The organism is Streptomyces vastus (assembly GCF_039532825.1).
GTDB classification, from domain to species: domain Bacteria; phylum Actinomycetota; class Actinomycetes; order Streptomycetales; family Streptomycetaceae; genus Streptomyces; species Streptomyces vastus.
On the sequence record NZ_BAAASJ010000067.1, the window covers coordinates 13,839 to 39,274 of the forward strand.

Sequence of the window (25,436 nt, forward strand, 5' to 3'; positions counted from 1 at the left end):
ATCACACCGGCCCCGCCACCACCGACACCGTCTTCGGCAGTGAGACGCCCGAGCCGTCGCGGCGCGGGTCCATCTCCGGCAGGTCGGCCGGCGTGCCGTTCTTCTGCGCGGCCCGGGCCGGAGCGGGGCCGGCCCAGGCCAGGCTGAGGCAGTCCTCGCCCTTCAGGAACCGCTGGCAGCGCACACCGCCCGTGGCGCGGCCCTTGCGCGGGTACTGGTCGAAGGGCGTCAGCTTCGCGGTCGTCTGGACCGAGTCGTCGAGCGTGCCGCGCGAGCCCGCCACCGTGAAGACCACTGCGTCCGCGGCCGGGTCGACGGCCGTGAAGGAGATCACCTTGGCCCCTTCGGTGAGCTTGATGCCCGCCACGCCGGCCGCGGGCCGGCCCTGCGGGCGGACCTGAGAGGCCTGGTAGCGCAGTAGCTGTGCGTCGTCGGTGATGAAGACGAGGTCCTCCTCGCCCGTGCGCAGCTCGGCCGCGCCGACGATCCGGTCGCCCTCCTTGAGCGTGATGACCTCCAACTCCTCCTTGTTGGACGGGTAGTCGGGCACCACACGCTTGACCACACCCTGCTGTGTGCCGAGCGCCAGGCCCGGCGAGGACTCGTCGAGCGTGGTCAGGCAGACGACCTCCTCGTCGCCCTCCAGGGTGAGGAACTCCGCAATCGGGGCTCCCCCGGCGAGGTTGGGCGCCGCGGTCGTCTCGGGCAGCTGTGGAAGGTCGATGACGTTGATGCGCAGCAGCCGTCCGGCCGACGTGACCGCGCCCACCTCGCCCTGGGCCGTCGCCGGGACGGCCGAGACGATCAGATCGTGCTTGGCGCGCTTGCCGTCACTCTCCCCGAAGGGGTCACCGTTCGCCGTACGGGCGAGAAGTGCCGTCGACGACAGCAGTACCCGGCACGGATCGTCGGCCACCTGCAGCGGTACGGCCGCGGCGGTGGCCCCGGAGGACTCGAGCAGCACCGTACGCCGCGGGGTGCCGAACTTCTTGGCCACCGAGGCCAGTTCGCCCGACACCAGCTTGCGCAGCTCGGCGTCCGACTCCAGGATGCGGGTCAGCTCCTCGATCTCGCTCTTGAGCCGGTCGCGCTCCGACTCCAGCTCGATGCGGTCGAACCTGGTGAGCCGGCGCAGCGGGGTGTCCAGAATGTACTGCGTCTGGACCTCGCTCAGCGAGAAGTGCTCGATCAGGCGCTCCTTGGCCTGTGCGGAGTTGTCGCTGGAGCGGATGATGCGGATGACTTCGTCGATGTCCAGGAGGGCGACCAGCAGACCCTCGACCAGATGCAGCCGGTCGCGCTTCTTGCCGCGGCGGAATTCCGACCTCCGCCGCACCACCTCGAAGCGGTGGTCGAGGTAGACCTCCAGGAGCTCCTTGAGGCCCAGCGTGAGGGGCTGGCCGTCCACCAGCGCGACGTTGTTGATGCCGAAGGACTCCTCCATGGGCGTCAGCTTGTAGAGCTGCTCCAGGACGGCCTCCGGCACGAAGCCGTTCTTGATCTCGATGACCAGGCGCAGGCCGTGCGCGCGGTCGGTGAGGTCCTTGACGTCGGCGATGCCCTGCAGCTTCTTGGCGCCGACCAGGTCCTTGATCTTGGCGATCACCTTCTCCGGGCCCACGGTGAAGGGGAGCTCCGTGACGACGATGCCCTTCCTGCGCGCCGTCACGTTCTCCACCGACACCGTCGCGCGGATCTTGAAGCTGCCGCGGCCCGACTCGTACGCGTCCCTGATCCCGGAGAGGCCGACGATCTTTCCGCCCGTGGGCAGGTCGGGCCCCGGGATGTGCTTCATGAGCGTCTCGAGATCGGCACCCGGGTACCGGATCAGATGCCGGGCGGCGGCGATCACCTCGCCGAGGTTGTGCGGCGGCATGTTCGTGGCCATACCGACCGCGATGCCCGAGGCGCCGTTCACCAGCAGGTTCGGATACGCGGCCGGGAGGACGCCGGGCTCCTGCTCCTGGCCGTCGTAGTTCGGGGCGAAGTCGACCGTGTTCTCGTCGATCGACTCCGTCATCAGGGAGGTCGCGTCGGCCATCCGGCACTCGGTGTACCGCATGGCGGCCGGCGGGTCGTCGTTGCCCAGCGAGCCGAAGTTGCCGTGGCCGTCCACCAGGGGCAGACGCATCGAGAAGGGCTGAGCCAGGCGCACCAGGGCGTCGTAGATCGACGCGTCGCCGTGGGGGTGCAACTTACCCATGACCTCGCCGACGACGCGGGCGCACTTCACATAGCCGCGGTCGGGGCGCAGTCCCATCTCGTTCATCTGGTAGACGATGCGGCGGTGCACGGGCTTGAGACCGTCACGGGCGTCCGGCAGGGCCCTGGAGTAGATCACCGAGTACGCGTACTCGAGGAAGGAGCCCTGCATCTCGTCGACGACGTCGATGTCGAGGATGCGCTCCTCGAAGTCGTCTGGCGGCGGGGTCTTCGTGCTGCGGCGGGCCATCGCTGCTGCGACTCCTTCACACTGTCTGCCGGGGCATGAACGGGTTCTGACGAGCTCCATTGTGGACCGCCCCACTGACAACCCGGACCACGCCCCATGCACAGGGGTCCGGGCGGGCACCGGCCCGCTCGCTCTCGGCGTAGCCGTTCCGGGAACTTCGGCAGCTGTCAGCGCGCTTGCATACAGTGGCATGACTAGCAGGAATTCAGCAGTTTTCCGCGATCGAAGGGACGTACATGCCCATGGGTCACACGGCCACCGTCGAGGCCGGCTCCGGCGGGCTGACAGCGACCGAGCACCGCCTGGCCAACGGCCTGCGCGTGGTGCTCTCCGAAGATCATCTGACCCCGGTCGCGGCGGTGTGCCTCTGGTACGACGTCGGCTCGCGCCATGAGGTCAAGGGGCGTACCGGACTTGCCCACCTCTTCGAGCATCTGATGTTCCAGGGATCGGGCCAGGTGAAGGGCAACGGCCACTTCGAACTGGTGCAGGGCGCGGGCGGTTCGCTCAACGGCACGACCAGTTTCGAGCGCACCAACTACTTCGAGACCATGCCCGCCCACCAGCTGGAGCTCGCCCTCTGGCTGGAGGCCGACCGCATGGGCTCGCTGCTCGCCGCGCTCGACGACGAGTCGATGGAGAACCAGAGGGACGTCGTCAAGAACGAGCGCCGCCAGCGCTACGACAACGTCCCCTACGGCACCGCTTTCGAGAAGCTGACCGCCCTCGCGTACCCGGAGGGCCACCCGTACCACCACACCCCGATCGGGTCGATGGCCGACCTGGACGCGGCGACCCTGGAGGACGCGCGCGCGTTCTTCCGCACCTACTACGCGCCCAACAACGCCGTCCTGTCGATCGTCGGCGACATCGACCCGGAGTCGACGCTCGCCTGGGTCGAGAAGTACTTCGGCTCCATCCCGGGGCACGACGGCAAGCCCGCCCCGCGTGACGGCTCCCTGCCGGACACTATCGGCGAGCAGCTGCGCGAGGTCGTCGAGGAGGAGGTCCCGGCGCGCGCGCTGATGGCCGCCTACCGGCTCCCGGAGGACGGCACACGCGCGTGCGACGCGGCCGACCTCGCCCTGACCGTCCTCGGCGGCGGCGAGTCCTCCCGCCTCTACAACCGCCTCGTGCGCCGGGACCGTACGGCTGTGGCGGCCGGTTTCGGTCTGCTGCGCCTGGCCGGAGCGCCCTCCCTGGGCTGGCTCGATGTGAAGACTTCCGGCGATGTCGAGGTCCCCGTCATCGAGGCGGCCGTCGACGAGGAGCTCGCCCGGTTCGCCGAGGAGGGCCCCACGGCCGAGGAAATGGAGCGCGCCCAGGCTCAGTTGGAACGCGAGTGGCTGGACCGGCTCGGTACGGTCGCCGGCCGCGCCGACGAACTGTGCCGCTACGCCGTCCTGTTCGACGACCCGCAGCTCGCCCTGACCGCCGTACAGCGCGTGCTCGACGTCACGGCCGACGAGGTCCAGGAGGCCGCCAAGTCCCGCCTGCGCCCCGACAACCGCGCGGTGCTCGTGTACGAGCCGATCGCCACCGACGAGGAGAGCGCCCAGTGACCGAGGCCACCGTGACCATGGACTTCCACCCCCAGCCCCAGGCCGGCGAGGCCAAGCCCTGGGCCTTCCCGGCGCCCGAGCGCGGGGTGCTGGGCAACGGCCTGACGCTGCTGCGCTGTCACCGCCCCGGCCAGCAGGTCGTCGCCGTGGAAGTGCTCCTGAACGCACCGCTGGAGGCCGAGCCGAAGGGCCTGGACGGTGTCGCCACGATCATGGCGCGTGCCTTCTCCGAAGGCACCGACAAGCACTCCGCCGAGGAGTTCGCCGCCGAGCTGGAGCGCTGCGGCGCCACGCTGGACGCGCACGCCGACCACCCGGGCGTACGCCTGAGCCTCGAAGTCCCCGTGTCGCGGCTCCAGAAGGCGCTCGGCCTGCTCGCCGACGCCCTCAGGGCGCCCGCCTTCGAGGACAGCGAGGTCGAACGCCTCGTCCGCAACCGGCTCGACGAGATTCCGCATGAGACCGCCAACCCGGCCCGCCGCGCCGCCAAGGAGCTCTCCAAGCAGCTCTTCCCGGCGACCTCACGCATGTCGCGCCCGCGCCAGGGCACCGAGGAGACGGTCGCGAGCATCGACTCGGCGGCCGTACGCGCCTTCTACGAGAAGCATGTACGCCCCGCCACCACCACCGCGGTCGTCGTCGGCGACCTCACCGGTGTCGACCTCGACGCGCTGCTCGGCGAGACGCTCGGCGCCTGGACCGGCTCGCCGGCCGAGGCGCGTCCCGTGCCTCCGGTGACCGCCGACGACACCGGCCGTGTGGTCATCGTCGACCGTCCCGGAGCCGTCCAGACACAGCTGCTCATCGGCCGCGTCGGCGCCGACCGGCACGACCGTGTGTGGCCCGCCCAGGTGCTCGGCACGTACTGCCTCGGAGGCACCCTCACCTCGCGTCTTGACCGTGTCCTGCGCGAGGAAAAGGGCTACACCTACGGTGTGCGGGCGTTCGGCCAGGTGCTGCGCTCCGCTCCGGACGGCACGGGCGCCGCGATGCTCGCCATCAGTGGCTCGGTGGACACGCCGAACACCGGCCCGGCGCTCGACGACCTCTGGAAGGTGCTGCGTACGCTCGCGGCCGAGGGCCTGACGGACGCCGAGCGCGACATCGCCGTACAGAACCTGGTGGGCGTGGCGCCGCTCAAGTACGAGACCGCGGCCGCCGTCGCCGGCACGCTCGCCGACCAGGTGGAGCAGCACCTGCCGGACGACTTCCAGGCGACGCTGTACCGCCAACTCGCCGCGACGGGCACTGTGGAGGCCACCGCGGCCGCCGTGAGCGCCTTCCCGGTGGACCGTCTGGTGACCGTCCTCGTCGGGGACGCCGCCCAGATCGAGGAGCCCGTCAAGGCCCTCGGAATCGGTGAAGTGAGCGTGGTCCCGGCCGAGTAGAGCACCGCCGCACATCCCTGGGGACCCTGGAGGCTGATGAGCCTCCAGGGTCCCGCTTTGTCCAAATTGATTGGATTGATTGAGAGTTGGTATGGAGGTTGTGTGTCTGCCCTGTGGCGTGCGCTACAAAAGCCGTCATCCGTTTGTTGTTTGAGAGATGGCCCGCTTAGCGTCGGTCCGGCTGTTCGTCAGGCAGTGCGCCGCATCCGCGGCACCGGACAGTCATCGCCGAGTCCCCGTACGGCGCGAGCCAGGGGAGCCGGGGACCCATCGCAGTCCCTGGGGTGAATCGGGCGCCCTCCTGGAGGGAGCCCGTAGGAGACCTTCCTGCTCCGAACCCGTCAGCTAACCCGGTAGGCGAGAAGGAAGGAAAGGACCAGCCACTTCATGGCGTTCACCCGCGCCACCGGGAAGCACCGTCGCCCGAGCCGTACGAAGCGCACGTCCTCGAGGACCGTGGGCGTTGCGACGCTCGCCACCACCGGTGTCATCGGCACCCTGGCCGCCCCGGCGTTCGCCGGCCCCTCCTCGGTCAAGCAGACAGGGCTGACCCAGGCCGTCACCATGGGCGACTCGGTCGCCGACCAGATCGACGCCCAGGCGCACGCCCAGCGGCAGGCCGCCGAGGAGGCCGCCGCCCGCGAGGCGGCCGAGGAGGCCGCCCAGAAGCGGGCCGCGGAGCAGAAGGCCCGTGCCGAGGCGAAGGCCAAGGCCGAGCGTGAGGCCAAGGAGCGCGCCGCCCGCGAGGCCGAGCGCAAGCGCCTGCTCAACTCCTTCGTCTCGCCGATCAGCGACTCGTACGTCTCCACCGGCTACAAGGCCGGCGGCTCCGTCTGGTCCTCCGGCAGCCACACCGGCATCGACTTCCACGCCGCAAGCGGCACCACCGTCCGCGCCGTGGGTGCCGGCACCGTCGTAGAGGCCGGCTTCGAGGGCTCGTACGGCAACCAGGTCGTCATCAAGATGAACGACGGCACGTACACGCAGTACGCCCACATGTCGTCCCTCTCCGTCTCCGTCGGCCAGAGCGTCACCCCGGGCCAGCAGATAGGCCTCTCCGGGGCGACCGGCAACGTCACCGGAGCACACCTCCACTTCGAGGCACGTACGTCCCAGGAGTACGGCTCGGACATGGACCCCCTCGCCTACCTCAGGTCGCACGGCGTGAACGTCTGACTGCGCTGACGGCGCAGAAGCATCACCGCACCCCTCCTGAAAGCCCCGGCTCACCGAGCCGGGGCTTTCAGGCATGCCGACGGGACGACTGCCTGTTCTGCGCGACTATGTGTCCAAAAAAACTCCATGGATTCCGGCCCGCCATCGGAATTTCCGGCTCTCTGCAATAGAGTCACCGAACGAGCGTCAATCGACCGCGTTTCGCGGGGATTAAGGCGGAGGTCCGGTCATGCGTATTCCCGCGCACTCGGTATGCACGGCGATCCGTGACGACATCGTCGCGGGTGTCTACGAACGCGGCAGCCGGCTCACCGAGGAACTGCTCGCGCGTCGCTACGGCGTCTCGCGGGTCCCCGTGCGGGAGGCGCTGCGCACGCTGGAGGCGGAGGGCTTCGTCGTCACCCGCCGCCACGCGGGCGCGTGCGTCGCGGAACCCACCGAGCAGGAGGCCGCCGACCTCCTGGAGATGCGCATGCTCCTGGAGCCGCTGGGCGCCGCGCGCGCCGCGCAGCGGCGGACGGAGGCGCACCTCAAGGTGCTGCGAGGCCTCGTCAGGCTGGGCCAGGAGCGGGCCAGGAGGGGCCAGGGCGAGGATCTGCGCTCGCTGGGCGGCTGGTTCCACGAGACGCTCGCGCAGGCCTCCGGCAGCCCCGCGCTGACCTCGATGCTCACCCAGCTGCGGCACAAGATCGCCTGGATGTACTCGGTTGAGGCGCCGGCCCACCCCGCCGAGTCCTGGTCGGAGCACGGCGGCATCGTGGACGCCGTCGCGCGCGGCGACAGCGAGCGGGCCCGGGCCATCACGGCTCTGCACACCGAGCGGGCGACGGCCGCACATCGGCTGCGCTTTCCCGAGCGCGCTGATCGCGTGGAGCGTGTGAGGACTTCGCAACACCCCGTAAACACGGCGAGCCTGCGGCATTAACAGTGGCGCCGTATACAAAGGGGGAGTAATTCGCGGGGGATTATTTTCGCTGCCCGCATCCTGGAATTGCAAAGGGCCCGCCCGATATTTCGGGCGAGCCCTTCAGGTATGTGTGCGGGATGGTGTCTTTTGATGCGACGACCACCGCAACCATCAATTGAGGAACCCAGGCCGCGCGCAACCATCTCCGCGAGAGCGGCGCCGGTTCAGGTGCACTAAACAGTCTCGGGCAGTTCCTCGAGCCCTTCCGCGACCAGCTTGGCCAGGCGGTCGAGCGCGGCGTCCGCGCCCTCGGCGTCGGAGGCCAGGACGATCTCCTCGCCGCCCTTGGCGCCCAGGCCGAGCACCGCGAGCATGGAGGCGGCGTTGACGGGGTTGCCGTCCGCCTTGGAGATCGTCACAGGGACGCCGGCGGCCGTGGCCGCACGGACGAAGATGGAGGCGGGGCGGGCGTGGAGGCCCTCGGCCCAGCCGACGTTGACGCGGCGCTCAGCCATGTGATGCTGCCCTTCAGGTGTTCTCAGGTTGTCTAGACCACTATTCCATACGTGAAGCGTCCCCGAGCGGGCGATGAGCCCGGCAGAGGCCAGGAGCCCGTGCGGGGGCCCGAGTCGGGACCCGGACTCGCCTCGCGCCATTGTCGGACACGAGCCGTACTCTGGGGCCCATGCAGACCTCGTCGGACCGGCACGAGTATCCCGCCCACTGGGAGGCCGACGTCGTGCTGCGCGACGGCGGCACCGCGCGCATCCGGCCGATCACGGCCGACGACGCCGACCGCCTGGTCAGCTTCTACGAGCAGGTGTCCGACGAGTCGAAGTACTACCGCTTCTTCGCGCCGTACCCGCGCCTGTCCGCAAAGGATGTCCACCACTTCACGCACCACGACTTTGTGGACCGGGTGGGACTCGCGGCCACGGTCGGCGGCGAGTTCATCGCCACCGTACGCTACGACCGCATCAACGCCGAGGGGCTGCCGGCCTCAGCTCCGGCCAACGAGGCCGAGGTCGCCTTCCTCGTGCAGGACGCCCACCAGGGCCGCGGCGTGGCCTCCGCGCTGCTGGAACACATCGCCGCGGTGGCCCGCGAGCGCGGCATTCGCCGGTTCGCCGCCGAGGTGCTGCCCGCCAACAACAAGATGATCAAGGTGTTCACGGACGCCGGCTACCAACAGAAGCGCAGCTTCGAAGACGGCGTCGTACGCCTGGAGTTCGACCTGGAGCCCACCGACCGCTCACGCGCGGTGCAGTGGGCCCGGGAGCAGCGTGCCGAGGCGCGGTCCGTGGCCCGGCTCCTCACACCCGGTTCGGTCGCCGTCATCGGGGCCGGCCGCGCACCCGGGGGAGTGGGGCGCAGCGTCCTCGACAACCTCCGTGGGGCCGGGTTCGGCGGACGCCTGTACGCGGTGAACAGGGCCCTGCAGGAGAAGGAACTCGGCGGAGTCGCGGCGTACCGCTCGATCCGTGACATCCCGGACCCCGTCGATCTCGCCGTGGTCGCCGTCCCGGCCGAGCACGTCCCCCAGGCCGTCGCCGACTGCGGTGAGCATGGCGTGCAGGGGCTCGTCGTGATCTCCGCGGGGTACGCCGAGAGCGGCCCCGAAGGGCTGGAGCGCCAGCGTGAACTCGTGCGCCACGCGCGCGCGTACGGCATGCGCATCATCGGGCCCAACGCCTTCGGGGTCATCAACACCGCTCCGGATGTACGGCTCAACGCCTCGCTCGCGCCCGAGATGCCGCGGTCCGGACGCATCGGTCTGTTCGCGCAGTCCGGTGCCATCGGGATCGCGCTGCTGTCCCGGCTGCAGCGGCGCGGTGGCGGCGTCACGGGCGTGACCGGGGTGTCGACGTTCATCTCCTCGGGCAACCGCGCGGACGTGTCCGGCAACGACGTACTGCAGTACTGGTACGACGACCCCGACACCGATGTCGCGCTCATGTACCTCGAATCCATCGGCAACCCGCGGAAGTTCACGCGCCTCGCGCGCCGGACCGCCGCGGCCAAGCCGCTCGTCGTCGTCCAGGGCGCGCGGCACGGCGGGGCCGCACCTCCGGGACATGCCGTACGGGCCACGCGGCTGCCGCACGCGACCGTCTCCGCGCTGCTGCGGCAGGCCGGGGTCATCCGGGTGGACACGATCACCGAACTCGTCGACGCCGGGCTGCTGCTGGCACGCCAGCCGCTCCCCGCCGGGCCCCGTGTGGCCATCCTCGGGAACTCCGAGTCGCTCGGGCTGCTCACGTACGACGCCTGCCTCGCTGAAGGACTTCGGCCGTTGCCCCCGCTGGATCTGACCACGGCGGCATCCGCAGACGATTTCCATGCGGCGCTCTCACATGCGCTGACCGATGACGCCTGTGACGCTGTCGTGGTCACGGCCATACCAGCGGTCGGTGAGACGTCCGCGGCCGACGCCCCTCTCGCCGAGGCGCTCCGCTCGGCCGCGGCGGCGTCCCCGGCGAAGCCGGTGCTCGTGGTCCATGTGGAGCTCGGCGGGCTCGCCGAAGCGCTCTCCGCCGCCACCAGCACCGCGCCCCATGCCGTCGAGCACCAGGTGCCGGCGCCCGCCGAACGCCCCGCGCCACAGGCCCCTGCGGACGAATCCCCACTCATCCCCGCCTACCCCGCGGCCGAACGCGCCGTCCGCGCCCTCGCCGAAGCCGTCAGATACGGGCAGTGGCGCCGGGACGCCGCCGAGCCCGGCCGGGTGCCCGAATTCGAGGACATCGACGAAAAGGGGGCCGCCGAGCAGATCGACGCTCTGCTGGCGAAGGGCGACCCGGCCGGGCTCACGCTCGGCCCCGAGGACACCTGCACGCTGCTCGGCCGGTACGGCATCGACGTACGCCGCGCCCTGCCCGCCCCGACGCCCGACGAAGCCGTCGCGGCGGCCGAGCGCTCCGGCTACCCCGTGGCGCTGAAGGCCACCGCCCCGCACCTGCGGCACCGCGCCGACCTGGGCGGCGTACGACTGGATCTGGCGGACGAAGAGCAACTGCGTCGGGCGTACGCCGAGTTGACCGAGCTCTTCGGGAAGCCCGCGGAGCTGCGCCCGGTGGTGCAGAGCATGGCGCCCCGCGGCGTCGACACCGTCGTCCGAGCGGTGATCGACCCGGCGGCCGGAGCGGTGCTCTCGTTCGGGCTCGCCGGGGCCGCCTCGGAGCTGCTCGGCGACACCGCGCACAGGCTGATTCCGGTCACCGACCGGGATGCGGACTCTCTGGTCCGGTCGATCCGGACGGCGCCGCTCCTCTTCGGCTGGCGGGGCTCGGCACCGGCGGACACGGCGGCTCTGGAGGAACTGCTGTTGCGCCTGTCGCGCCTTGTGGACGACCACCCGGAGGTCGTCTCCGTCACTCTGGAGCCCGTGGTCGTAGCCCCGCGCGGGCTGTCGGCGCTCGGTGCCTCCGTGCGGCTAGCGCCCCCGCCCGCCCGCGGCGACCTCGGTCCGCGCACACTTCCTGTGTACTGATCGGTGCCTCGCAGTCAGTGCGCCCCCGTAGGATGGGCGCCATGGCCAAGACCAGTACATCGACCCAGGGGCTGCGAGCGGCGATCGAGCGCAGCGGCTACTACCCGGCCCTCGTGGCCGAGGCGGTGGAGGCCGCTGTCGGCGGCGAGGCCATCCGGTCGTTTCTGGTCCACCAGGAGACGACGTTCGACGCCAACGAGGTGCGTCGGCATGTGACGGTGCTCGTCCTCACCGACAACCGCTTCATCGTGAGCCACACCGACGAGCAGGCCGCGGACAGTACGTCGCCGACGCCGTACGCGACGACGTCCACCGAGTCCGTGAAGCTTGGCCGGATCTCGTCGGTCGTTCTCAGCCGGGTCGTCGCCAACCCGGAGAAGTACGTGCCCGGGACACTGCCCCGCGAGGTCGTCCTCACCATCGGCTGGGGCGCGGTCTCCCGCCTCGACCTGGAGCCGGCCGCCTGCGGAGACCCCAACTGCGAGGCGGACCACGGCTATACGGGCAGCTCGACGGCGGACGACCTCAGCCTGCGCGTCAGCGAGGCAGGCGACGGCCCGGACGCCGTGCGTCAGACGCTCGCCTTCGCCCAGTCGCTCTCCGAGGCGACCGCGGACGTCACCCCGTAATGGCGCAGCCCCTCTGGGACCACCCGGAACCCCTCACCGTCGAGTCCGCACCCGTGCCCGAGTACGGCTCCGGTTCGCTTGCCGATCTGCTGCCCACACTCGCCGCGGGCATGGGCGTACCGAATCTCACCGCCACGCTCACGGACCTGACTCCGGCCGACCGGAACTGCGTCTTCCTGATCGACGGCCTCGGCTGGGAGCAGCTGAAGGCGCACCCCGAAGAGGCCCCGTTCATGAGCTCCCTCCTGGGCAGCTCCCGCGGCGGCACCGGCCGCCCGATCACCGCCGCCTACCCCGCGACCACCGCCACCTCACTCGCCACGGTCGGTACGGGGCTGCCGCCGGGCGTCCACGGCCTGCCCGGCTACACCGTGCGCAATCCGGAGACCGGCGAGCTGATGAACCAGCTCCGCTGGAACCCATGGACACCGCCGGACGTCTGGCAGCCGTACCCGACGGTCTTCCAGCTCGCCGACGCGGCAGGCGTGCACACCGCACAGGTCTCCTCGCCGACCTTCGAGAACACGCCCCTGACGAAGGTCGCGCTGAGCGGCGGAACGTTCCACGGGCGCCTCTCCGGAGAGGAGCGCATGGACCTCGCCGCCGAGCAACTGGCCGTCGGCGACCGCTCGTTGGTCTACACGTACTACGCCGAGGTGGACGGCAAGGGCCACCGCTTCGGCGTCGACTCGGACCCCTGGCGCGGACAACTCATGTACGTGGACCGCCTGGCCCAGCGCCTGGCCGAGCAACTGCCGCCCCGCACGGCCCTGTACATCACCGCAGACCACGGCATGATCGACATCCCCTTCGACGAGCTGCACCGCATCGACTTCGACGAGGACTGGGAGTTGCGCGCCGGCGTCGCCCTGCTCGGCGGCGAGGGCCGCGCCCGGCATGTGTACGCCGTCCCGGGCGCCGCATCGGACGTCCTGACCTGCTGGCGCGAGGTGCTTGGCGAGCAGTTCTGGGTGGCGTCCCGGGACGAGGCGATCGCGGCGGGCTGGTTCGGGCGGCCCGACCGGATCGAGGAGCGGGTGTACGCCCGTATCGGTGACGTGGTCGCGGCGGCCCGCGACGACGTCCTCCTCATCGCCTCACAGCGGGAGCCGAAGGAGTCGTCGATGCTCGGCAACCACGGTTCGCTGACCCCCGCCGAGCAGCTGGTCCCGCTGCTCGAAGTACGCTCCTGATCGTCGGCCGCCCGAGTCGCCCCTGAACCGCCCTCCGCCGAAAGGTGCTCAACTCGCCATGCCCGAGCTGGTGTTCTTCTCCGGGACGATGGACTGTGGGAAGTCAACTTTGGCGCTTCAAATTGGGCACAACCGTTCGGCAAGGGGTCTGCAGGGTGTGATCTTCACGCGGGATGACCGTGCCGGCGAGGGTAAGTTGTCGTCGCGTTTGGGCTTGGTCACGGACGCGGTTGAGGCGGCTCCGGGCATGGACCTGTACGGGTACCTGGTGGAGCAGATGTCGCACGGTGCCAAGGTCGATTACGTGATCGTGGACGAGGCGCAGTTCCTCGCGCCGGAGCAGATCGACCAGTTGGCCCGGATCGTGGACGACCTCGACTTGGACGTCTTCGCGTTCGGCATCACCACGGACTTCCGCACCAAGCTCTTCCCCGGCTCGCAGCGTTTGATCGAACTTGCAGACCGCGTGGAGACGTTGCAGGTCGAGGCGATGTGTTGGTGCGGTGCACGAGCCACCCATAACGCGCGCACGCTGGCCGGGGAGATGGTGGTCGAGGGCGAGCAGGTGGTGGTAGGGGATGTGGCCGGCTCGGCGGCGGAGGTGGGGTATGAGGTGCTGTGCCGACGTCATCACCGCAGGCGGATGACGAGCGCCGCTGCCCATGCAGGGGCGTTGTCGCCGGACGTATTGCCGGTCACCTCCGCCTGATTTCCTGTCGGAGGGACGTCAGCGGACACGTTCTCGGTCGTGCTGGTTGTGGTTGTTGCTGGGCCGGGACAGCGGTGGTGCGGCCACCGGCTGCAACAGCCCGGCAGGGGACGGCACGCCCGGCCGCCCGTGGACACGGCCTGACGGCCCCCGGGACCATCGCAGTTCCGCTGGCCGTGGCCGGTGCCGCAAGGCACACCCTGCCCGCGCCCGGCGTCCCGCTTCTGATCCTCGGACTGGCCGATCTCATCGCCGGCATGCAGGCGTCTTTGGGCTTCCTCGACAGCGGGGCGCAGTTCGGTCGGTGTCGGGTCTGGTCAGGGCCGTCCGGCGCAGTGCCGCTCACTCGTTCGGAGGCACAGGCCGTGGGCCCGCAGCCTTCCCCGCGTTGATGATCCGGTGATCATCACGTGCGGCCGGGCTCGCCGCTCGATCGGACAGCATCGTCATACGCAGGGAGTTCACGGGTGTGGAGAACAGCACACATGGTTGCGGCAGCGGTGGCCGGAGCTCTGTCCCTCCAAGGCTCCCCCGTGCCACCGGCGCCCGACGGGGACGGCTCCGCGCAGCCTGGGGTGGCCCGGCCATACGGTGAAGAACACCTCGTGCACGTCACGCCCGACCATCGGGCCGCCGCGTTGCGCGCCGCGGACACCCGGCCGTTCAGCATGTTCGGGGTCACCTGGGACGATCCGGCATCGCCGCTCATCGGCACGGTGGAGGTCCGCACCCGGGACGCCGAGACCGGGATGTGGTCCGAGTGGCGGCCACTGGACGGCGACGGGTCCCGTGCCGAGGAGACGGCACGGCGGGGCGGTACCGACCCCCTGTGGGTCGCCCGTCCGACGGCGCCGAGGTCCGCATCACCACGGATGCGGACACCGACTCCGACCTCCCCGACGGACTGCGGCTGGACCTGATCGATCCCGGCCCCGACGACTCCACGCCGTCCGTTCCCGCCAGCCACTCGAACATCGCCGCTGCCGGGGCGGCTGCGGTCGCGTCCGCACCACGCCCGGCCATCACCTCGCGCGCCGGGTGGGGCGCCGACGAGTCGATCGGCCCGAGGCACCGAGTTATCTGCCCGGCGGGAAGATCAAGGCAGCCGTCGTCCACCACACCGCCGGATCCAACAGCTACACCTGCGCCGACGCCCCGGCCGTCGTACGGGGCATCCACGCCTACCACGTCGGCCAGCTGGGCTGGAAGGACATCGGCTACAACTTCCTGATCGACAAGTGCGGCACGATCTACGAGGGCCGCAAGGGCGGCGTCGACCGACCGGTGCTGGGCGCCCACGCCTACGGTTTCAACTCACAGACCACCGGCATCGCCGTCTTCGGCACCTACACCAGCATCGCTCCGAGCCAGGCCGTCCTGACCGCGGTGGCCAAGCTCGCTGCCTGGAAGCTCGACCAGTACGGCGTCAGCCCGGCGGGCACGACCTCGCTCACCGCTGGCGCCGACGGCACCGACTACTTCCACAAATCCTGGAAACTGGGTGCCCAGCTGAGACTGCCGGCCATCCACGGCCATCGCGACGGCTACAACACCCAGTGCCCCGGCGACCAGCTCTACAAGAAGCTGCCCGCCATTCGCGACCTGGCCTCGGCTGCCACCGAGAGAGCCGCGTCCCCACACACCTGACGGACTGTGGCGCAGGGGAACCCGCCCCGGCGTCTGCCCGTTGTCAGCACAGCATATGACGGGCGATCCGACGGAGGGGACTCATGAGTGTGACCTTGGCCAAGGGCGGCAACGTGTCGCTGAGCAAGGAGGCACCGGGCCTGACCGCCGTGACCATCGGGCTCGGCTGGGCCGTGCGCACCACCACCACCGGTGCGGACTACGACCTCGACGCCTCCGCCCTGCTGTGCGATACCTCCGGCAGAGTCGTCTCCGACTAGCATTTCGTCTTCTTCAACAACCTGCGCAGCCCTGAGGGTTCGGTCGTGCACTCCGGCGACAACCTCACCGGTGGCAGCCACGGCGACGACGAACAGATCCAGGTCGACCTCGCGGCGGTGCCGTCCCAGGTCTCCAAGATTGTCTTTCCGGTCTCCATCTACGACGCCGAACAGCGCGGCCAGAGCTTCGGCCAGGTCCGCGACGCGTTCATCCGCGTGGTGAACCAGGCCGACGGCCGCGATCCCCCGCTACGACCTGACCGAGGATGCCTCCAGCGAGACCGCGATGGTCTTCGGCGAGGTGTACTGGCACGGAGGCGAGTGGAAGTTCCGCGCCATCGGCCAGGGCTATGCGTCGGGTCTGCGGGGCATCGCCCAGGACGGCGTCAACGTCTGACACCCGCCGGGGACTTCAGGGACCGAACAGGCCGCGCTCGGTGATCCTCAGGTTCCACGCCGCATCGGAGCAGAGGAACCGGCGCGGCTGCGAGTGTGGAAGCCACGGTGGGGCGCAGAGTGTGCCGAGCTGCCCGAGATCCTGGCCTCCGCAAGGTCCGAAGAGAACTGAGTCGCTGCGGTCAGGCCGCGAAAGATCGTGCCGCACGACACCGGGCCCATCACTGGGTCCAAATGACGGACAGGGGCGATGCGCACTTTCGGCTCGGACCGGAGCCACCGCCCGGCTGTCTGCGACGATAGGCCCTACCCCTGCGGGGAGTTGCCACGGGTGCTGGAGGGGGATGTGTCCGAGGAGAACGGCCGGTTCGCCGTGCTGTCCGCCCTGCCGTTCGTCATGATCGCGGCGGTGACGATCGCCGATGTCGCCAGCGGACCGGCGGTGGGGCTGCTGCCGCTGGTGTCGCTGGGGCCTGCCTTCGCCCCGCTCGTCGGCGGATGGCGGCGCACCGCGTGCATCGGTGCGATCGCGCTGGTACTCACCTCCGGACTGGGCGTCTACGACGACGTGATTGACGCCACCCGCGGCTATGTGAGCATCGCCTCCGTCGTCGGCGTCACCGCGGCGGGGCTCGTCGCGGTGTCCATGCGCAGGCAGCGGGAGGCGGAACTCGACAATGTGCGGTCGATCGCCGAGGCGGCCCAGCGGGTGCTGCTCAAACCGGTGCCGCGGCTGGCGGGTCAGCTCCGCGCCGCCGTCTGCTACATGTCCGCCGTCGCCGAGGCACGCATCGGCGGCGATCTGTACGAGGTGGTCGCCGCACCGCAGGGCGTGCGGGTGATCGTGGGTGACGTGCAGGGCAAGGGACTGGACGCGGTGGAGACCGCGGCCGTGGTCCTGGGTGCCTTTCGTGAGGCGGCTTTGGACGAGGAGGATCTGCTCGGCGTGGGGCGCAGGCTGGTGCGGTCCGTCGACCGGCAGTTGGAGGGCGAGAAGTTCGTCACCGCGATCCTCGCCGAGATACGGGACCGGGAGGTCACCTTCCTCAACTACGGCCATCCGGCGCCCCTGCTGCTCCGCGCCGACGGCTCCGTGACGCTGCCGGAACCGATCTCCTACGCGCTGCCCCTAGGCCTGAGCGCGCACGGCCCGTCGGAACCGGAGCCGTTCCGTGCCGACTTCCGCCCCGGGGATCAACTGCTGCTGTACACCGACGGGGTCACCGAGGCCCGGGATCGTGACGGCCGGTTCTACCCGCTGTCCGACCGTACGCATCTGCTCAAGGAGCGCGACGCGGAGAGCGCGCTGGAGGCCGTGCGGCAGGACCTGCTCCAGCACGTGGGCGGCCCGATGCAGGATGACGCGGCCATGCTCCTGCTTCGCTATCGGTGACCGGCCACGGCCTGCCGAAGCGTGCTCAGTTGTCCTTGTGCTCGTTGCCGCCCAGTTGGCGGCGCTGGACGAGGCGTGTGATGTCCCGTGTGGTGATGATGCCGGTGAGGGCGTGGCCGTCCACGACGAGGATCCGTCCGCCGCTGCCCGCTCGGAGGTTCTTGACGGCGTCCACCAGCAGGTCGTCCGGGGCGCAGGTCGTACACCGCGACAGGGGCGTCGCCACGTCGCGCAGACGCACCGTCTCCCGCTGTCCCACGGGGATTCGTGCGAGCTGAGAGAGGTGGAGCAGACTGCTGGGGCGGCCCTCGAAGTCGAGCAGCGGCAGCACCGAACGGCGGGTGCGCGTCGCCGGCCCGTCGATGAACTGCCGCACCGTGGCCCAGTCGGGAGCAGTTTCCACGGGGCTGGACATGGTGTCGCCGGCGCGGAGCCCGTTCAGGGCCGTGCTGAGGGCGGCCTGCTGACGCTGGGCTTTGGCCACGACCATGATGAAGAGGCCGGCGAACGTCAGCCACAGCCCACCCAAAGCGCCGCGCAGCAGGACGATCCATCCGAGGGCAGCGAGCACCAGGCCGAGGATCTGGCCGCTGCGTCCGACTGCCAGTTCGGCCCGCTCCCGGTCCCCGGTGCGCCACCACATCGCGGCCTGGACCACGCGTCCGCCATCGAGCGGTGCGGCGGGCAGGAGATTGAACGCGCCCAGCAGCAGGTTCGCCCAGCCGAGCCACACCAGGACGGCCGCGGGCATCTCCCAACCGGGTCCCGCGCCCAGCCCTACTCCCGCGCCGAGCGCCGCTCCACCGACGACAAGACTGGTCAGCGGCCCGCTCACGGCCACGAGGAAGGCCACGCCGGGTGCGGGCGGTTTGTCCATCTCCGTCATGCCGCCGAGGCCCCAGAGAGTGACATGGCGGACGGGGATCCCCTTGCGGCGGGCCACGAAAGCATGTGCGCACTCGTGGGCCAGCAGGCTCAACAGGAGCAGCAGGGCGCCGATGAGCGCGGCGGCCGTATAGGCCGCCTGGGACCGCTCCGGGGTCCACCGGGGAAGCGTCCGGCTGCCCAGGCCGTAACCGAAGAGGAACACCAAGACGAGAGCGGTCCAGTGGATGCGCAGCGGCACGCCGAGAATCCGCCCGAGCTGCGGCGCGTTGCTCATCACTGTCTCCCGCGCGAGTGAGCCGGGTGTCGTGCGCGCGCGCCCTCCCGCACAGGCGGCTGCAACCCGCCGGGGCCGGCAACGCGCCCCTGGCGACGTGGGTGTCCCTGGACCGGCGGGCGCGGTTCCGCGGGAACAGAGCCGCTCACCGGTTCTTTGAAGTGTGCCGTCGGCGGAGCGGCGGAAGGACCCTGCGTGGCGTGGCCCGGGCGGCGTCGCCGTGCAGCGGTCCGTCGCGGAGAGCGACGCTCGGTGTGTACGGATACGGCCGGGGCGAGGCCACGCGTGGGGACGGTGTCGTTGTCGTTCTGGCGTGGGTTGCTGTTGAGCACGGCCGTCAGGAGCAGGCCCAGCGCGGCGATCGCGGTGAACGCCGCGACGGCGGTCACCCACCGTCGGCGTTGCGCCGTGTCCGCGTCATGGCCGCCAGGGGGTTGTCCGTCCGGTTCGTCGGGTTCATTGTGAAATTGCTGGTTGAGCGTGGCCATGGTCGCGGCCAGGGCGGGATCGTCGTGCACGAGGCGTCGTTCGAGTTCGGCGAGGATGCGTTCCTCGTTCCTTCCCGGGTTCATGCCCACCACCTCGAAGACCGGAGAGAGCACATTGTCCAGATACGGCTACCCGGCCAGGGGTGGAGCTGCCAGGCAACCAGACGAGACAACACAAGCGGCGCCCCGGAACAGAGCTGTGGGGCCATGTCGGAGCACAGCTCAGTGCCCCTTGTTCCTGTCGCGATGGTCGCCGATCTCGCAGGTCCACGGGCTTCTCCTCACTAGGTACCCCTGCTTCCTCGGCCGCACGCCCGGCGAGGGTGCGGACAGCCAGCCGTCTTTCGTGCGTGCAGGTTGCCTACGGTCGGCAACCTGCACGCACGGAGTGAAGGCAACGGGCGGGCTGTCTCAGAGCTGTCGGCCGTTCCTGGGCCCGGCGTCCGCCCCGGGGATCGTTCCTGCGTTCCGGTGGAGGGTTGTCGGCGGGCAGGTCGAGATCCTCCTGCTCGTACAGGGCCCTGTACTTGGCGTTGCGCAGCCTGAGCAGGAGCGCGGCCAGGAGGGCGGAGGTGAGGGAGCCGAGCAGCACGGCGGCCTTGATGGACTGTGCCTGGGCCGGGTCGGGGTAGGCCAGTTCGCCCAGGAGCAGGGAGACGGTGAAGCCGATGCCGGCGAGGACGGACAGGGCGAAGACGTCGGCCCAGGCGAGGGCCGGGTTGAGGCGGGCGCGGGTGAAACGCACGGCCAGGTAGGTGCCACCGAAGATGCCCAGGGCCTTGCCGACGGTCAGCCCGAGGGCGACGCCCAGGGGCTCCGGCCGGTCGAGGACGGTGCCCAGGCTGTCGGCGGAAACACTGACCCCGGCCGCGAACAGAGCGAACAGGGGGACGGCAAGTCCGGCCGAGAGCGGGCGGGCGACATGGACGATGTGCTCCAGGGTCCCCTTCTCCGGCAGCGGGCTGCGCCCGACGCGGAGCATGAGCCCCATGACGACGCCGGCGACGGTGGCGTGAACCCCTCCGATGTAGGTCAGGCCCCATACGGTGAGGGCGAGCGGCACGTACCAGTACCAGCCGTGGACGCGCCGATGCTGGTGGAGCCAGTAGAACAGGCCCAGTCCCAGGAGGGCTCCGGCCAGGGCCACGCCGTTGAGGCTGGAGGTGAAGAACGCTGCGATGACGAGTATCGCACCCAGGTCGTCCACGACGGCCAGGGTGAGCAGGAAGGCACGCAACGCGGACGGCAGGTGCGTGTTGATCACGGCCAGCACGCCGAGAGCGAAGGCAATGTCGGTGGCCATGGGCACGGCCCAGCCGTTCCAGCTGCCCCCGCCCGTGGTGGCGACGACGCCGTAAACGAGGGCGGGGACGGCCATGCCGCACGCGGCGGCGACCACCGGAAGGGCGGCGGTGGCGGGGCTGCGCAGGTCGCCGGCTACGAGCTCGCGTTTGAGTTCGGCACCCGCGACGAAGAAGAACAAGGTCAGCAGGCCGTCGGAGGTCCAGTGGGCGATGGACAGGTCCAGCCCCCAGGCGGGGATGCCGAAGTGGGCGTCGCGTACCGCCTCGTAGGAGTCGCCGAGGGGCGTGTTGGCCCACACCAGGGCCGCTGCCGCGGCAGCCAGGAGCAGCATGCCGCCCACGGTCTCCGTACGCAGTGCATCCGCGACGACCTTGCGTTCGGGCAGCGGAAGCCGTCCGAGAAAGGTGGGGCTCTGGCCGTCTCCGCGACTCATCGGTGCCTCTCGCTTCGCCGCGTGGTGACTCTCACGCGGGTGTGACCTGACGCAGCCGCTCCAGCAACCGGGCAGCGGTGACCGCCCCAACCAACCGGGATGTACCGTCGGCCGCCGTAGCCGTCACCGCCACGACCGAGCTGCCGGTACGAGCCATCAGCTCGGCGACCTGCACGAGCGTGCACTGCGGACTGACCGAGAACGGGCGGGGGCGACCGGGCGGAAAACAGTCGGACACCGGCCGCACGGACGACACACACAGCCGGTCGGCGTGCCGCTCGTCGATCACCTGAGCGAGCAGCGGGTCCTGTTCGAAGTAGCGGGGCAGACAGGCGGCGATCAGCTGCTCGGCACGCAGCACGCCGACCGGATGTCCCTCCGCGTCAAGGACCAGCAGGGCAGGCAGCTGCTGGGACACCAGAAGGTCGGCAGCGGTCGTGAGCTGATCGAACAGTGCGATCGTGGGGTAGGGCTCGGCGAGGTCACGTGCACGCATGGGGACTCCCGGACAGTCGTCGATGCTCGTCGGCGATGGGCACCTCCTCGGCACCTGCCCGGGCGCACAGCGGAACGCCGCGTGGCCCCAACCTGCCGAGGAAGACCCGTCGGAGCGGGTTCTACCCGGCTGACCTGCGGGAATCCGCGCTATGTGCGGTCATCGCCGGACAACTCTCGGTACCGTTCCTTGCCGACGCATGGCAAAGTGGAGGTAAATCGTCAGTCTGTCGAAGGCAAAGTGGGGCGCATGACCGGTGACAGCGAGCTCCCCGCAGGCAGGGCGATGGACGGCCGATTCCGCGAACAGGTGACGGCCCCGGACCTGGCTGGGAGGCATGAGCTCGACGTCGACGATCGCGCCCGTCTGCGGGCGATCGCGTCACGCGCGGCCGAAGGCGGAGTCCCCCTGCGCGACCTCATCGCCGCCCACCTGAACGCCCACTGCGTCGACTGCCCGCCTCCGCTTCCGAGTGGGCGGAGCGCACAGGAACGCACCACGGCGATACCCGCGCCTGCGGACGTGTTCCGGCTCATGCGGGACGTGGCGGTCACCCTGACCGAAGGCTACGAGGCGGCCCACCGCGCGGCGATCCGCGGTGAGGAAGAGATACGCCACATCTTCATCGACGACCTGCTGCACGGCCCCGGCGACCTCGGCCGCATGGCCGAGCAGGCCCACCGCATCGGCTTCCAGCTCACCGGACCGCACCGCGTCGCCGTGGCGCTGGCCAAATCACCCTTCGCCGCCACGGACCCGGCAACCCGCTACACGGAAGACGCCATGGCCTCCCACCACGACGGCCCGGCGCCTCTGGTCACAGCAAAGGACGGCCGGCTGATCTGCGTATCCGCCGGCAACAACGCCGCCGCATGCGAACACTTCGCCGAACAGGTCCACCGCTCAGCGGCCCGCCACCCCCGGATCGCCATCAGCCGTCCCCAGCCCGGCGTAAACGGGGTCGCCCGCTCCTACCGCGAAGCCTGCGAAACCCTGGACCTCGCCGAACGGCTCGGCCTGCCACACCCCGTGATCCACTCGTCCGACCTGCTGGTGTACCAAGTCCTCGGCCGGGACCGCGCAGCCATCACCGACCTCGTCGCCACCGTCCTCGGCGGCCTGGAACAGGCCCGCGGTGGACCGGCACCCCTCCTGCACACCCTCACCGCGTACTTCGACAGCGGCTGCACCCACACCGCGACCGCACGACGCCTCGGCCTCAGCGTCCGAGCCGTGGCCTACCGCATCGCCCGCATCCACACCCTCACCGGCTACAACCCCGCCGTCCCCGAACACCGCTACACCCTCCAGACCGCCACCCTGGGTGCCCGCCTGCTCAACTGGCCCGAACACCCCCTGCAACCTCTCGACTGATGCACATGGGTGATCCCCAGCAAGCTCACCGCGGCACTCCAGGGCGTATCCCGCGCCTTCAGCGAGATGCTGCCGCGGCTGGCCACCCGCGAAGAAGCCCGCAGACGACTTGGCCGCCGGAGCTGCCAGTGACACGGCTCAGGCCCCAGAAGCCGCAGCCGCCGCCCTCGCCGACGCAGCCAGGGCCGATCAGCCCCGGCTCCCTCCCGTCCCAGCCCTCTGTCTGACAGTGGGTGACACCGAACGGACATCCAGCACGTCGTCAGCCCACCCTCAGGTCGTACGGCCCCGGCCGGAGACAGGACAGGGCGAAGCGCGGACCACGTCCGGCGACTGCGGCAGCGGGACCGACCCGGACCCGGCCCTGCCAGCGGGCCGACGGGCCTCAATGCCAGCGGGCGACAGAGGTCCCGGCCTCGGACCAGTTGTCGTGCAGTCGCTGGAGGTAAGACCGGGCCTGACGGCCGGGGGTCGCGCCGCGGGCGAAGGCGAGCATGTTGCTGGGTCCCGCGTTGTAGCCGAGCGCCAGCAACTCGTCGCGAGTGTAGGCGGCGGGCCAGTGGGCAGCCAGGTCGTGCAGGTACCAGGCTTCGGCCTCGATCGCCAGGTCGCGGTCTGCGGGCAGGTCCTCCCAACGGCGGTCGACGAAGTCCCGGCCCTGCTTGACATCGTCGAAGGTGCTGCGGTGCATGTTCGCGATCCCAAAGGCGGCGCCCGGCTTGTACCGCTGCCAGGCCCACTCCAGCTCCGGATCGTGCGGCTTGTACGACTCGTTGTAGAGGATCGCCATCAGCAGCTGGGCACTGATACCGGTCTCGCGGGCGCGGGCACGGACCTGGGCGGCGTAGTCGGCAGGGTCGTACCGCGCTGCGGCCGCCGCGGCGGCGGGGCTGGCGGCGGGAGGCGGGGCAGCGGGACGGGGCCGGGACTGGCTCTGGGTGTCCTGCGGGGTGTCAGCCGCGCGGACGATGACGTAGAGGGCCAGGGCGAAAACCAGCACGGTGCCCCATCGACGCCATCGCCGACTCGGGGCCTCGGCCATGTCCACCCCTCTCGTCCGAACCGTGGCACCGTACAGCCGGAGTGCATCGTTCGGCGCCCAAAGCACTGGGAACCTCTTGTAGCACAAACGCCGCACCACCTTGGGGATGCATCGAACGTTTGGCGTGGAACCTGTTCGAGCAGGCCATGAGGCGGCAGGGGAGTCATATCCGTCGGCCTTGCATCGCCGTCAAGCTGCGACCGCTGTGGCTGGGGGCAGTACTCACCATCTGATGGCGCCGACTTGGCAGAACTCGCGGTTCGAACTGAAGCCCACAAACGTCCACCTTGTGGTGAATCTTCCGTGTGGCACCCGACTTGTCGCTCACGTCTCGGCAGGATGAAGCCCTGCTGCCCGCCCGCCGGATCCCCGGCCGGCCACGGCGGCCGCCCCCACCTCACCGTGCGCAAGGAAAACAGACGTTGACCGGATTTCCGCCCCTGACTGCCTACGCCCGCTGCATCGCCGCCCTTACGGCCTGTGGCTTCCTCATGGCCGGCCCGGCCCTCACAGCTGAAGCCGCTGCCGTTCCTGCCACCGACAGGTCCAAGGGCAGCGCCACCGCAGCGGCATTCCGCGCCGAGCTGGACGTCTCCCGTCTCGAGGCGACCGGAGCGATGCCCCTGCGCGCCTCGCTCAACGAGGTACAGGCTCCGGCGACCGCCGAGAAGAAGACCCTTGACGTCACCCTCGACGACGTCAATGGCGATCGCCCGGTCGAGTTGCTGCACGCCGACGTGGCCTTGGCCAGAGCCGACGTCGCCAAGGGCCGGGCGGAAGGCACGTCCCACCTCGTACGGGCCCGGGTCCATCTGCCCGGCCTGCCTGTGCTGTCTCTGATCGAGGTCGAAGAGCTGACGGCGACGGCGACGTGCGTCGCCGGTCAGGAACCGTCCGCCAACTCCGAGGTTCTGGGCCCCATCACCGCCCTCGGCCAACCGGTCTCGCTGGCACCCGACCGCACCTCCACCATCGAGGCCCCTGGCCTGGGCACAGTCCGGCTTTCCCTGTCCCGTAAGGAGGTGACCAGCAGCACGGCCGCCGCCACCTCACTGCAATTGCAGGTCTCCGTCGACCCCTTGAAGCTGGGCGTCGAGAAGGTGGAGGGCACCGTGACCCTGGCGCAGGCCACCTGCCGATCGCCGCACTCGGCTTCCGACAGCCCGGCATCGTCAGCCACGGAGTCGATCACCCCCGCGGTCCCTCAAGCCAAGGAGAACCACCTGGCGAAGACCGGCGGCAGCCACCTCACGCCCTACATCCTGGCAACGGGAGCCGTCCTCGTCATCGCAGGGTCGGCAGCCATGGCGCTCACCCGCACTCGCCGCAGGCACCACCTCTAACCAGCACGTGCGATGATCCAGCCGGGGTCAGCCAGCGGGGTGGGAACCACTGAACCGAATGTCGTCGGGCTCCTACTTTCCGCCTCCGGTGCGCGCGGTGGCCATTCCTAAGCCACATGGCGGGGGCACGAGAACGCTCGGAATTCCCGCTGTCGCCGACCGGGTGGCTCAGACTGTGGTGGCCCGGCATCCGATGCGCAGGGTGGAGCCTGTTTTCCATCCGGACAGCTCCGGATACCGGCCCGGACGGTCCGCTCTGGACGCGGTGGGTAAATGCCGGGAACGTTGTTGGAAGCGGGACTGGGTGGTGGAGTTCGACATCGCCAAGTTCTTCGACAGCGTGCCCTGGGACCTGCTGGTCAAGGCGGTGGAAGCGCACACCGACGCCGTCTGGTTGAAATTGTATGTGCGGCGGTGGCTCGCTGCCCCGCTCGCCATGCCCGACGGCTCCCTGCTGGAACGGGAGCGCGGGACCCCGCAAGGGGCTCCGGTCACGCCCCCAACGCAATGGGTAACTCGGGCATGAGTCACCCTCCGTAGCGTCTTGATCTTGATGCCGGTCGTCGGTGGCATGCTCACGGACGGGGATGC

The 25,436-nt window shown here is 70.2% G+C and carries 21 protein-coding genes, 2 pseudogenes and 1 riboswitch; of the genes and pseudogenes, 16 read left to right on the forward strand and 7 right to left on the reverse strand.

What is annotated here, in order from left to right; translation table 11 throughout:
* Window position 1 precedes the first annotated feature (1 nt).
* Complete coding sequence (locus ABD357_RS26080; protein ID WP_344393370.1) at window positions 2-2,452, reverse strand: DNA gyrase/topoisomerase IV subunit A; 2,451 nt, start codon at window positions 2,450-2,452, stop codon at window positions 2-4.
* A 236-nt stretch (window positions 2,453-2,688) separates the two neighbouring features.
* Here ABD357_RS26080 and ABD357_RS26085 point away from each other — a divergent pair, with 236 nt between their 5' ends.
* The 4 genes from ABD357_RS26085 (at window position 2,689) to ABD357_RS26100 (ending at window position 7,503) form a co-directional block, all read left to right on the forward strand.
* Window positions 2,689-4,014, forward strand: a complete 1,326-nt coding sequence (locus tag ABD357_RS26085; protein ID WP_344393372.1) for a M16 family metallopeptidase — start codon at window positions 2,689-2,691, stop codon at window positions 4,012-4,014.
* Entirely contained in the window at window positions 4,011-5,402 is a 1,392-nt protein-coding gene (locus tag ABD357_RS26090) for a M16 family metallopeptidase (RefSeq protein WP_344393373.1), read from the forward strand. The genes ABD357_RS26085 and ABD357_RS26090 overlap by 4 nt, the downstream gene beginning before the upstream one ends.
* A gap of 216 nt (window positions 5,403-5,618) precedes the next feature.
* Window positions 5,619-5,776: riboswitch (cyclic di-AMP (ydaO/yuaA leader) on the forward strand.
* A 13-nt stretch (window positions 5,777-5,789) separates the two neighbouring features.
* Window positions 5,790-6,578 (forward strand): M23 family metallopeptidase, encoded by a 789-nt coding sequence (locus ABD357_RS26095; RefSeq protein ID WP_344393374.1) that lies wholly within the window; start codon window positions 5,790-5,792, stop codon window positions 6,576-6,578.
* A 229-nt stretch (window positions 6,579-6,807) separates the two neighbouring features.
* Window positions 6,808-7,503 carry a GntR family transcriptional regulator gene (locus ABD357_RS26100; RefSeq protein ID WP_344393375.1) on the forward strand — a complete coding sequence of 232 codons (696 nt, stop codon included), beginning with the start codon at window positions 6,808-6,810 and terminating at the stop codon, window positions 7,501-7,503.
* A 215-nt stretch (window positions 7,504-7,718) separates the two neighbouring features.
* Here the strand turns inward: ABD357_RS26100 and ABD357_RS26105 are convergent, their stop codons facing one another.
* The gene (locus ABD357_RS26105; protein ID WP_344393376.1) at window positions 7,719-8,000 is read right to left on the reverse strand and encodes an HPr family phosphocarrier protein; all 282 of its coding nucleotides are present in this window, start codon (window positions 7,998-8,000) and stop codon (window positions 7,719-7,721) included.
* Window positions 8,001-8,170: 170 nt separating this feature from the next.
* On the opposite strand from ABD357_RS26105, the gene ABD357_RS26110 reads away from it, so the two are divergent.
* The 8 genes and pseudogenes from ABD357_RS26110 to ABD357_RS26145 all read left to right on the forward strand — a co-directional run bounded on the left by ABD357_RS26110 (window position 8,171) and on the right by ABD357_RS26145 (window position 17,202).
* Window positions 8,171-10,975, forward strand: coding sequence for a bifunctional acetate--CoA ligase family protein/GNAT family N-acetyltransferase (locus tag ABD357_RS26110; RefSeq protein ID WP_344393377.1), 2,805 nt, complete (start codon window positions 8,171-8,173; stop codon window positions 10,973-10,975).
* 41 nt (window positions 10,976-11,016) lie between these two features.
* Complete coding sequence (locus ABD357_RS26115) at window positions 11,017-11,604, forward strand: DUF5998 family protein (protein ID WP_165339181.1); 588 nt, start codon at window positions 11,017-11,019, stop codon at window positions 11,602-11,604.
* Window positions 11,604-12,797, forward strand: a complete 1,194-nt coding sequence (locus tag ABD357_RS26120) for an alkaline phosphatase family protein (protein ID WP_344393379.1) — start codon at window positions 11,604-11,606, stop codon at window positions 12,795-12,797. Before ABD357_RS26115 ends, ABD357_RS26120 begins: the two co-directional genes overlap by 1 nt.
* Window positions 12,798-12,855: 58 nt before the next feature.
* Window positions 12,856-13,506 (forward strand): thymidine kinase, encoded by a 651-nt coding sequence (locus ABD357_RS26125; protein ID WP_344393381.1) that lies wholly within the window; start codon window positions 12,856-12,858, stop codon window positions 13,504-13,506.
* A 485-nt stretch (window positions 13,507-13,991) separates the two neighbouring features.
* On the forward strand, window positions 13,992-14,426 hold the full coding sequence (locus ABD357_RS26130; RefSeq protein WP_344393382.1) for a hypothetical protein: 435 nt from the start codon (window positions 13,992-13,994) through the stop codon (window positions 14,424-14,426).
* 118 nt (window positions 14,427-14,544) lie between these two features.
* Window positions 14,545-15,153: a peptidoglycan recognition protein family protein gene (locus ABD357_RS26135; RefSeq protein ID WP_344393383.1), complete on the forward strand. Its 609-nt coding sequence runs from the start codon at window positions 14,545-14,547 to the stop codon at window positions 15,151-15,153.
* 83 nt (window positions 15,154-15,236) lie between these two features.
* A pseudogene (locus tag ABD357_RS26140) lies at window positions 15,237-15,810 on the forward strand (TerD family protein).
* Between the two features lie 396 nt (window positions 15,811-16,206).
* Complete coding sequence (locus ABD357_RS26145; protein ID WP_344393394.1) at window positions 16,207-17,202, forward strand: PP2C family protein-serine/threonine phosphatase; 996 nt, start codon at window positions 16,207-16,209, stop codon at window positions 17,200-17,202.
* 25 nt (window positions 17,203-17,227) lie between these two features.
* Here ABD357_RS26145 and ABD357_RS26150 read toward each other — a convergent pair whose 3' ends face one another.
* The 4 genes from ABD357_RS26150 to ABD357_RS26165 all read right to left on the reverse strand — a co-directional run bounded on the left by ABD357_RS26150 (window position 17,228) and on the right by ABD357_RS26165 (window position 21,086).
* Window positions 17,228-18,364 carry a site-2 protease family protein gene (locus ABD357_RS26150; RefSeq protein WP_344393385.1) on the reverse strand — a complete coding sequence of 379 codons (1,137 nt, stop codon included), beginning with the start codon at window positions 18,362-18,364 and terminating at the stop codon, window positions 17,228-17,230.
* Window positions 18,364-18,936 carry a DUF3040 domain-containing protein gene (locus tag ABD357_RS26155; RefSeq protein ID WP_344393386.1) on the reverse strand — a complete coding sequence of 191 codons (573 nt, stop codon included), beginning with the start codon at window positions 18,934-18,936 and terminating at the stop codon, window positions 18,364-18,366. Before ABD357_RS26155 ends, ABD357_RS26150 begins: the two co-directional genes overlap by 1 nt.
* Window positions 18,937-19,213: 277 nt before the next feature.
* Window positions 19,214-20,590 (reverse strand): Na+/H+ antiporter NhaA, encoded by a 1,377-nt coding sequence (gene nhaA / locus ABD357_RS26160; RefSeq protein WP_344393387.1) that lies wholly within the window; start codon window positions 20,588-20,590, stop codon window positions 19,214-19,216.
* 31 nt (window positions 20,591-20,621) lie between these two features.
* Window positions 20,622-21,086 (reverse strand): CBS domain-containing protein, encoded by a 465-nt coding sequence (locus ABD357_RS26165; protein WP_344393388.1) that lies wholly within the window; start codon window positions 21,084-21,086, stop codon window positions 20,622-20,624.
* Window positions 21,087-21,335: 249 nt separating this feature from the next.
* On the opposite strand from ABD357_RS26165, the gene ABD357_RS26170 reads away from it, so the two are divergent.
* Window positions 21,336-22,460, forward strand: coding sequence for a PucR family transcriptional regulator (locus ABD357_RS26170; protein ID WP_344393389.1), 1,125 nt, complete (start codon window positions 21,336-21,338; stop codon window positions 22,458-22,460).
* Window positions 22,461-22,466: 6 nt separating this feature from the next.
* Window positions 22,467-22,650 (forward strand): annotated as a pseudogene (locus ABD357_RS26175) (SPFH domain-containing protein); the annotation flags it as partial.
* A gap of 195 nt (window positions 22,651-22,845) precedes the next feature.
* On the opposite strand, the gene ABD357_RS26180 reads toward ABD357_RS26175, so the two are convergent.
* A complete protein-coding gene (locus tag ABD357_RS26180; protein WP_344393390.1) occupies window positions 22,846-23,502 on the reverse strand; it encodes a transglycosylase SLT domain-containing protein in 657 nt (218 codons plus the stop codon).
* A 422-nt stretch (window positions 23,503-23,924) separates the two neighbouring features.
* Between ABD357_RS26180 and ABD357_RS26185 the strand changes: the two genes are divergently transcribed.
* Together ABD357_RS26185 and ABD357_RS26190 are read left to right on the forward strand one after the other, a co-directional pair.
* Window positions 23,925-24,845, forward strand: a complete 921-nt coding sequence (locus ABD357_RS26185) for an SCO1860 family LAETG-anchored protein (RefSeq protein WP_344393392.1) — start codon at window positions 23,925-23,927, stop codon at window positions 24,843-24,845.
* Between the two features lie 58 nt (window positions 24,846-24,903).
* Window positions 24,904-25,371: a reverse transcriptase domain-containing protein gene (locus ABD357_RS26190; RefSeq protein WP_344393393.1), complete on the forward strand. Its 468-nt coding sequence runs from the start codon at window positions 24,904-24,906 to the stop codon at window positions 25,369-25,371.
* Window positions 25,372-25,436 lie beyond the last annotated feature (65 nt).

Coding starts and splice junctions, on each gene's coding strand:
- ABD357_RS26080 (WP_344393370.1), bottom strand. CDS start 2,452: ATGGCCCGCCGCAGCACGAAGACCCCGCCGCCAGACGACTTCGAGGAG.
- ABD357_RS26085 (WP_344393372.1), top strand. CDS start 2,689: ATGCCCATGGGTCACACGGCCACCGTCGAGGCCGGCTCCGGCGGGCTG.
- ABD357_RS26095 (WP_344393374.1), top strand. CDS start 5,790: ATGGCGTTCACCCGCGCCACCGGGAAGCACCGTCGCCCGAGCCGTACG.
- ABD357_RS26100 (WP_344393375.1), top strand. CDS start 6,808: ATGCGTATTCCCGCGCACTCGGTATGCACGGCGATCCGTGACGACATC.
- ABD357_RS26105 (WP_344393376.1), bottom strand. CDS start 8,000: ATGGCTGAGCGCCGCGTCAACGTCGGCTGGGCCGAGGGCCTCCACGCC.
- ABD357_RS26110 (WP_344393377.1), top strand. CDS start 8,171: ATGCAGACCTCGTCGGACCGGCACGAGTATCCCGCCCACTGGGAGGCC.
- ABD357_RS26115 (WP_165339181.1), top strand. CDS start 11,017: ATGGCCAAGACCAGTACATCGACCCAGGGGCTGCGAGCGGCGATCGAG.
- ABD357_RS26120 (WP_344393379.1), top strand. CDS start 11,604: ATGGCGCAGCCCCTCTGGGACCACCCGGAACCCCTCACCGTCGAGTCC.
- ABD357_RS26125 (WP_344393381.1), top strand. CDS start 12,856: ATGCCCGAGCTGGTGTTCTTCTCCGGGACGATGGACTGTGGGAAGTCA.
- ABD357_RS26130 (WP_344393382.1), top strand. CDS start 13,992: ATGGTTGCGGCAGCGGTGGCCGGAGCTCTGTCCCTCCAAGGCTCCCCC.
- ABD357_RS26145 (WP_344393394.1), top strand. CDS start 16,207: ATGATCGCGGCGGTGACGATCGCCGATGTCGCCAGCGGACCGGCGGTG.
- ABD357_RS26150 (WP_344393385.1), bottom strand. CDS start 18,364: ATGAGCAACGCGCCGCAGCTCGGGCGGATTCTCGGCGTGCCGCTGCGC.
- ABD357_RS26155 (WP_344393386.1), bottom strand. CDS start 18,936: ATGAACCCGGGAAGGAACGAGGAACGCATCCTCGCCGAACTCGAACGA.
- nhaA (WP_344393387.1), bottom strand. CDS start 20,590: ATGAGTCGCGGAGACGGCCAGAGCCCCACCTTTCTCGGACGGCTTCCG.
- ABD357_RS26165 (WP_344393388.1), bottom strand. CDS start 21,086: ATGCGTGCACGTGACCTCGCCGAGCCCTACCCCACGATCGCACTGTTC.
- ABD357_RS26170 (WP_344393389.1), top strand. CDS start 21,336: ATGACCGGTGACAGCGAGCTCCCCGCAGGCAGGGCGATGGACGGCCGA.
- ABD357_RS26180 (WP_344393390.1), bottom strand. CDS start 23,502: ATGGCCGAGGCCCCGAGTCGGCGATGGCGTCGATGGGGCACCGTGCTG.
- ABD357_RS26190 (WP_344393393.1), top strand. CDS start 24,904: ATGTCGTCGGGCTCCTACTTTCCGCCTCCGGTGCGCGCGGTGGCCATT.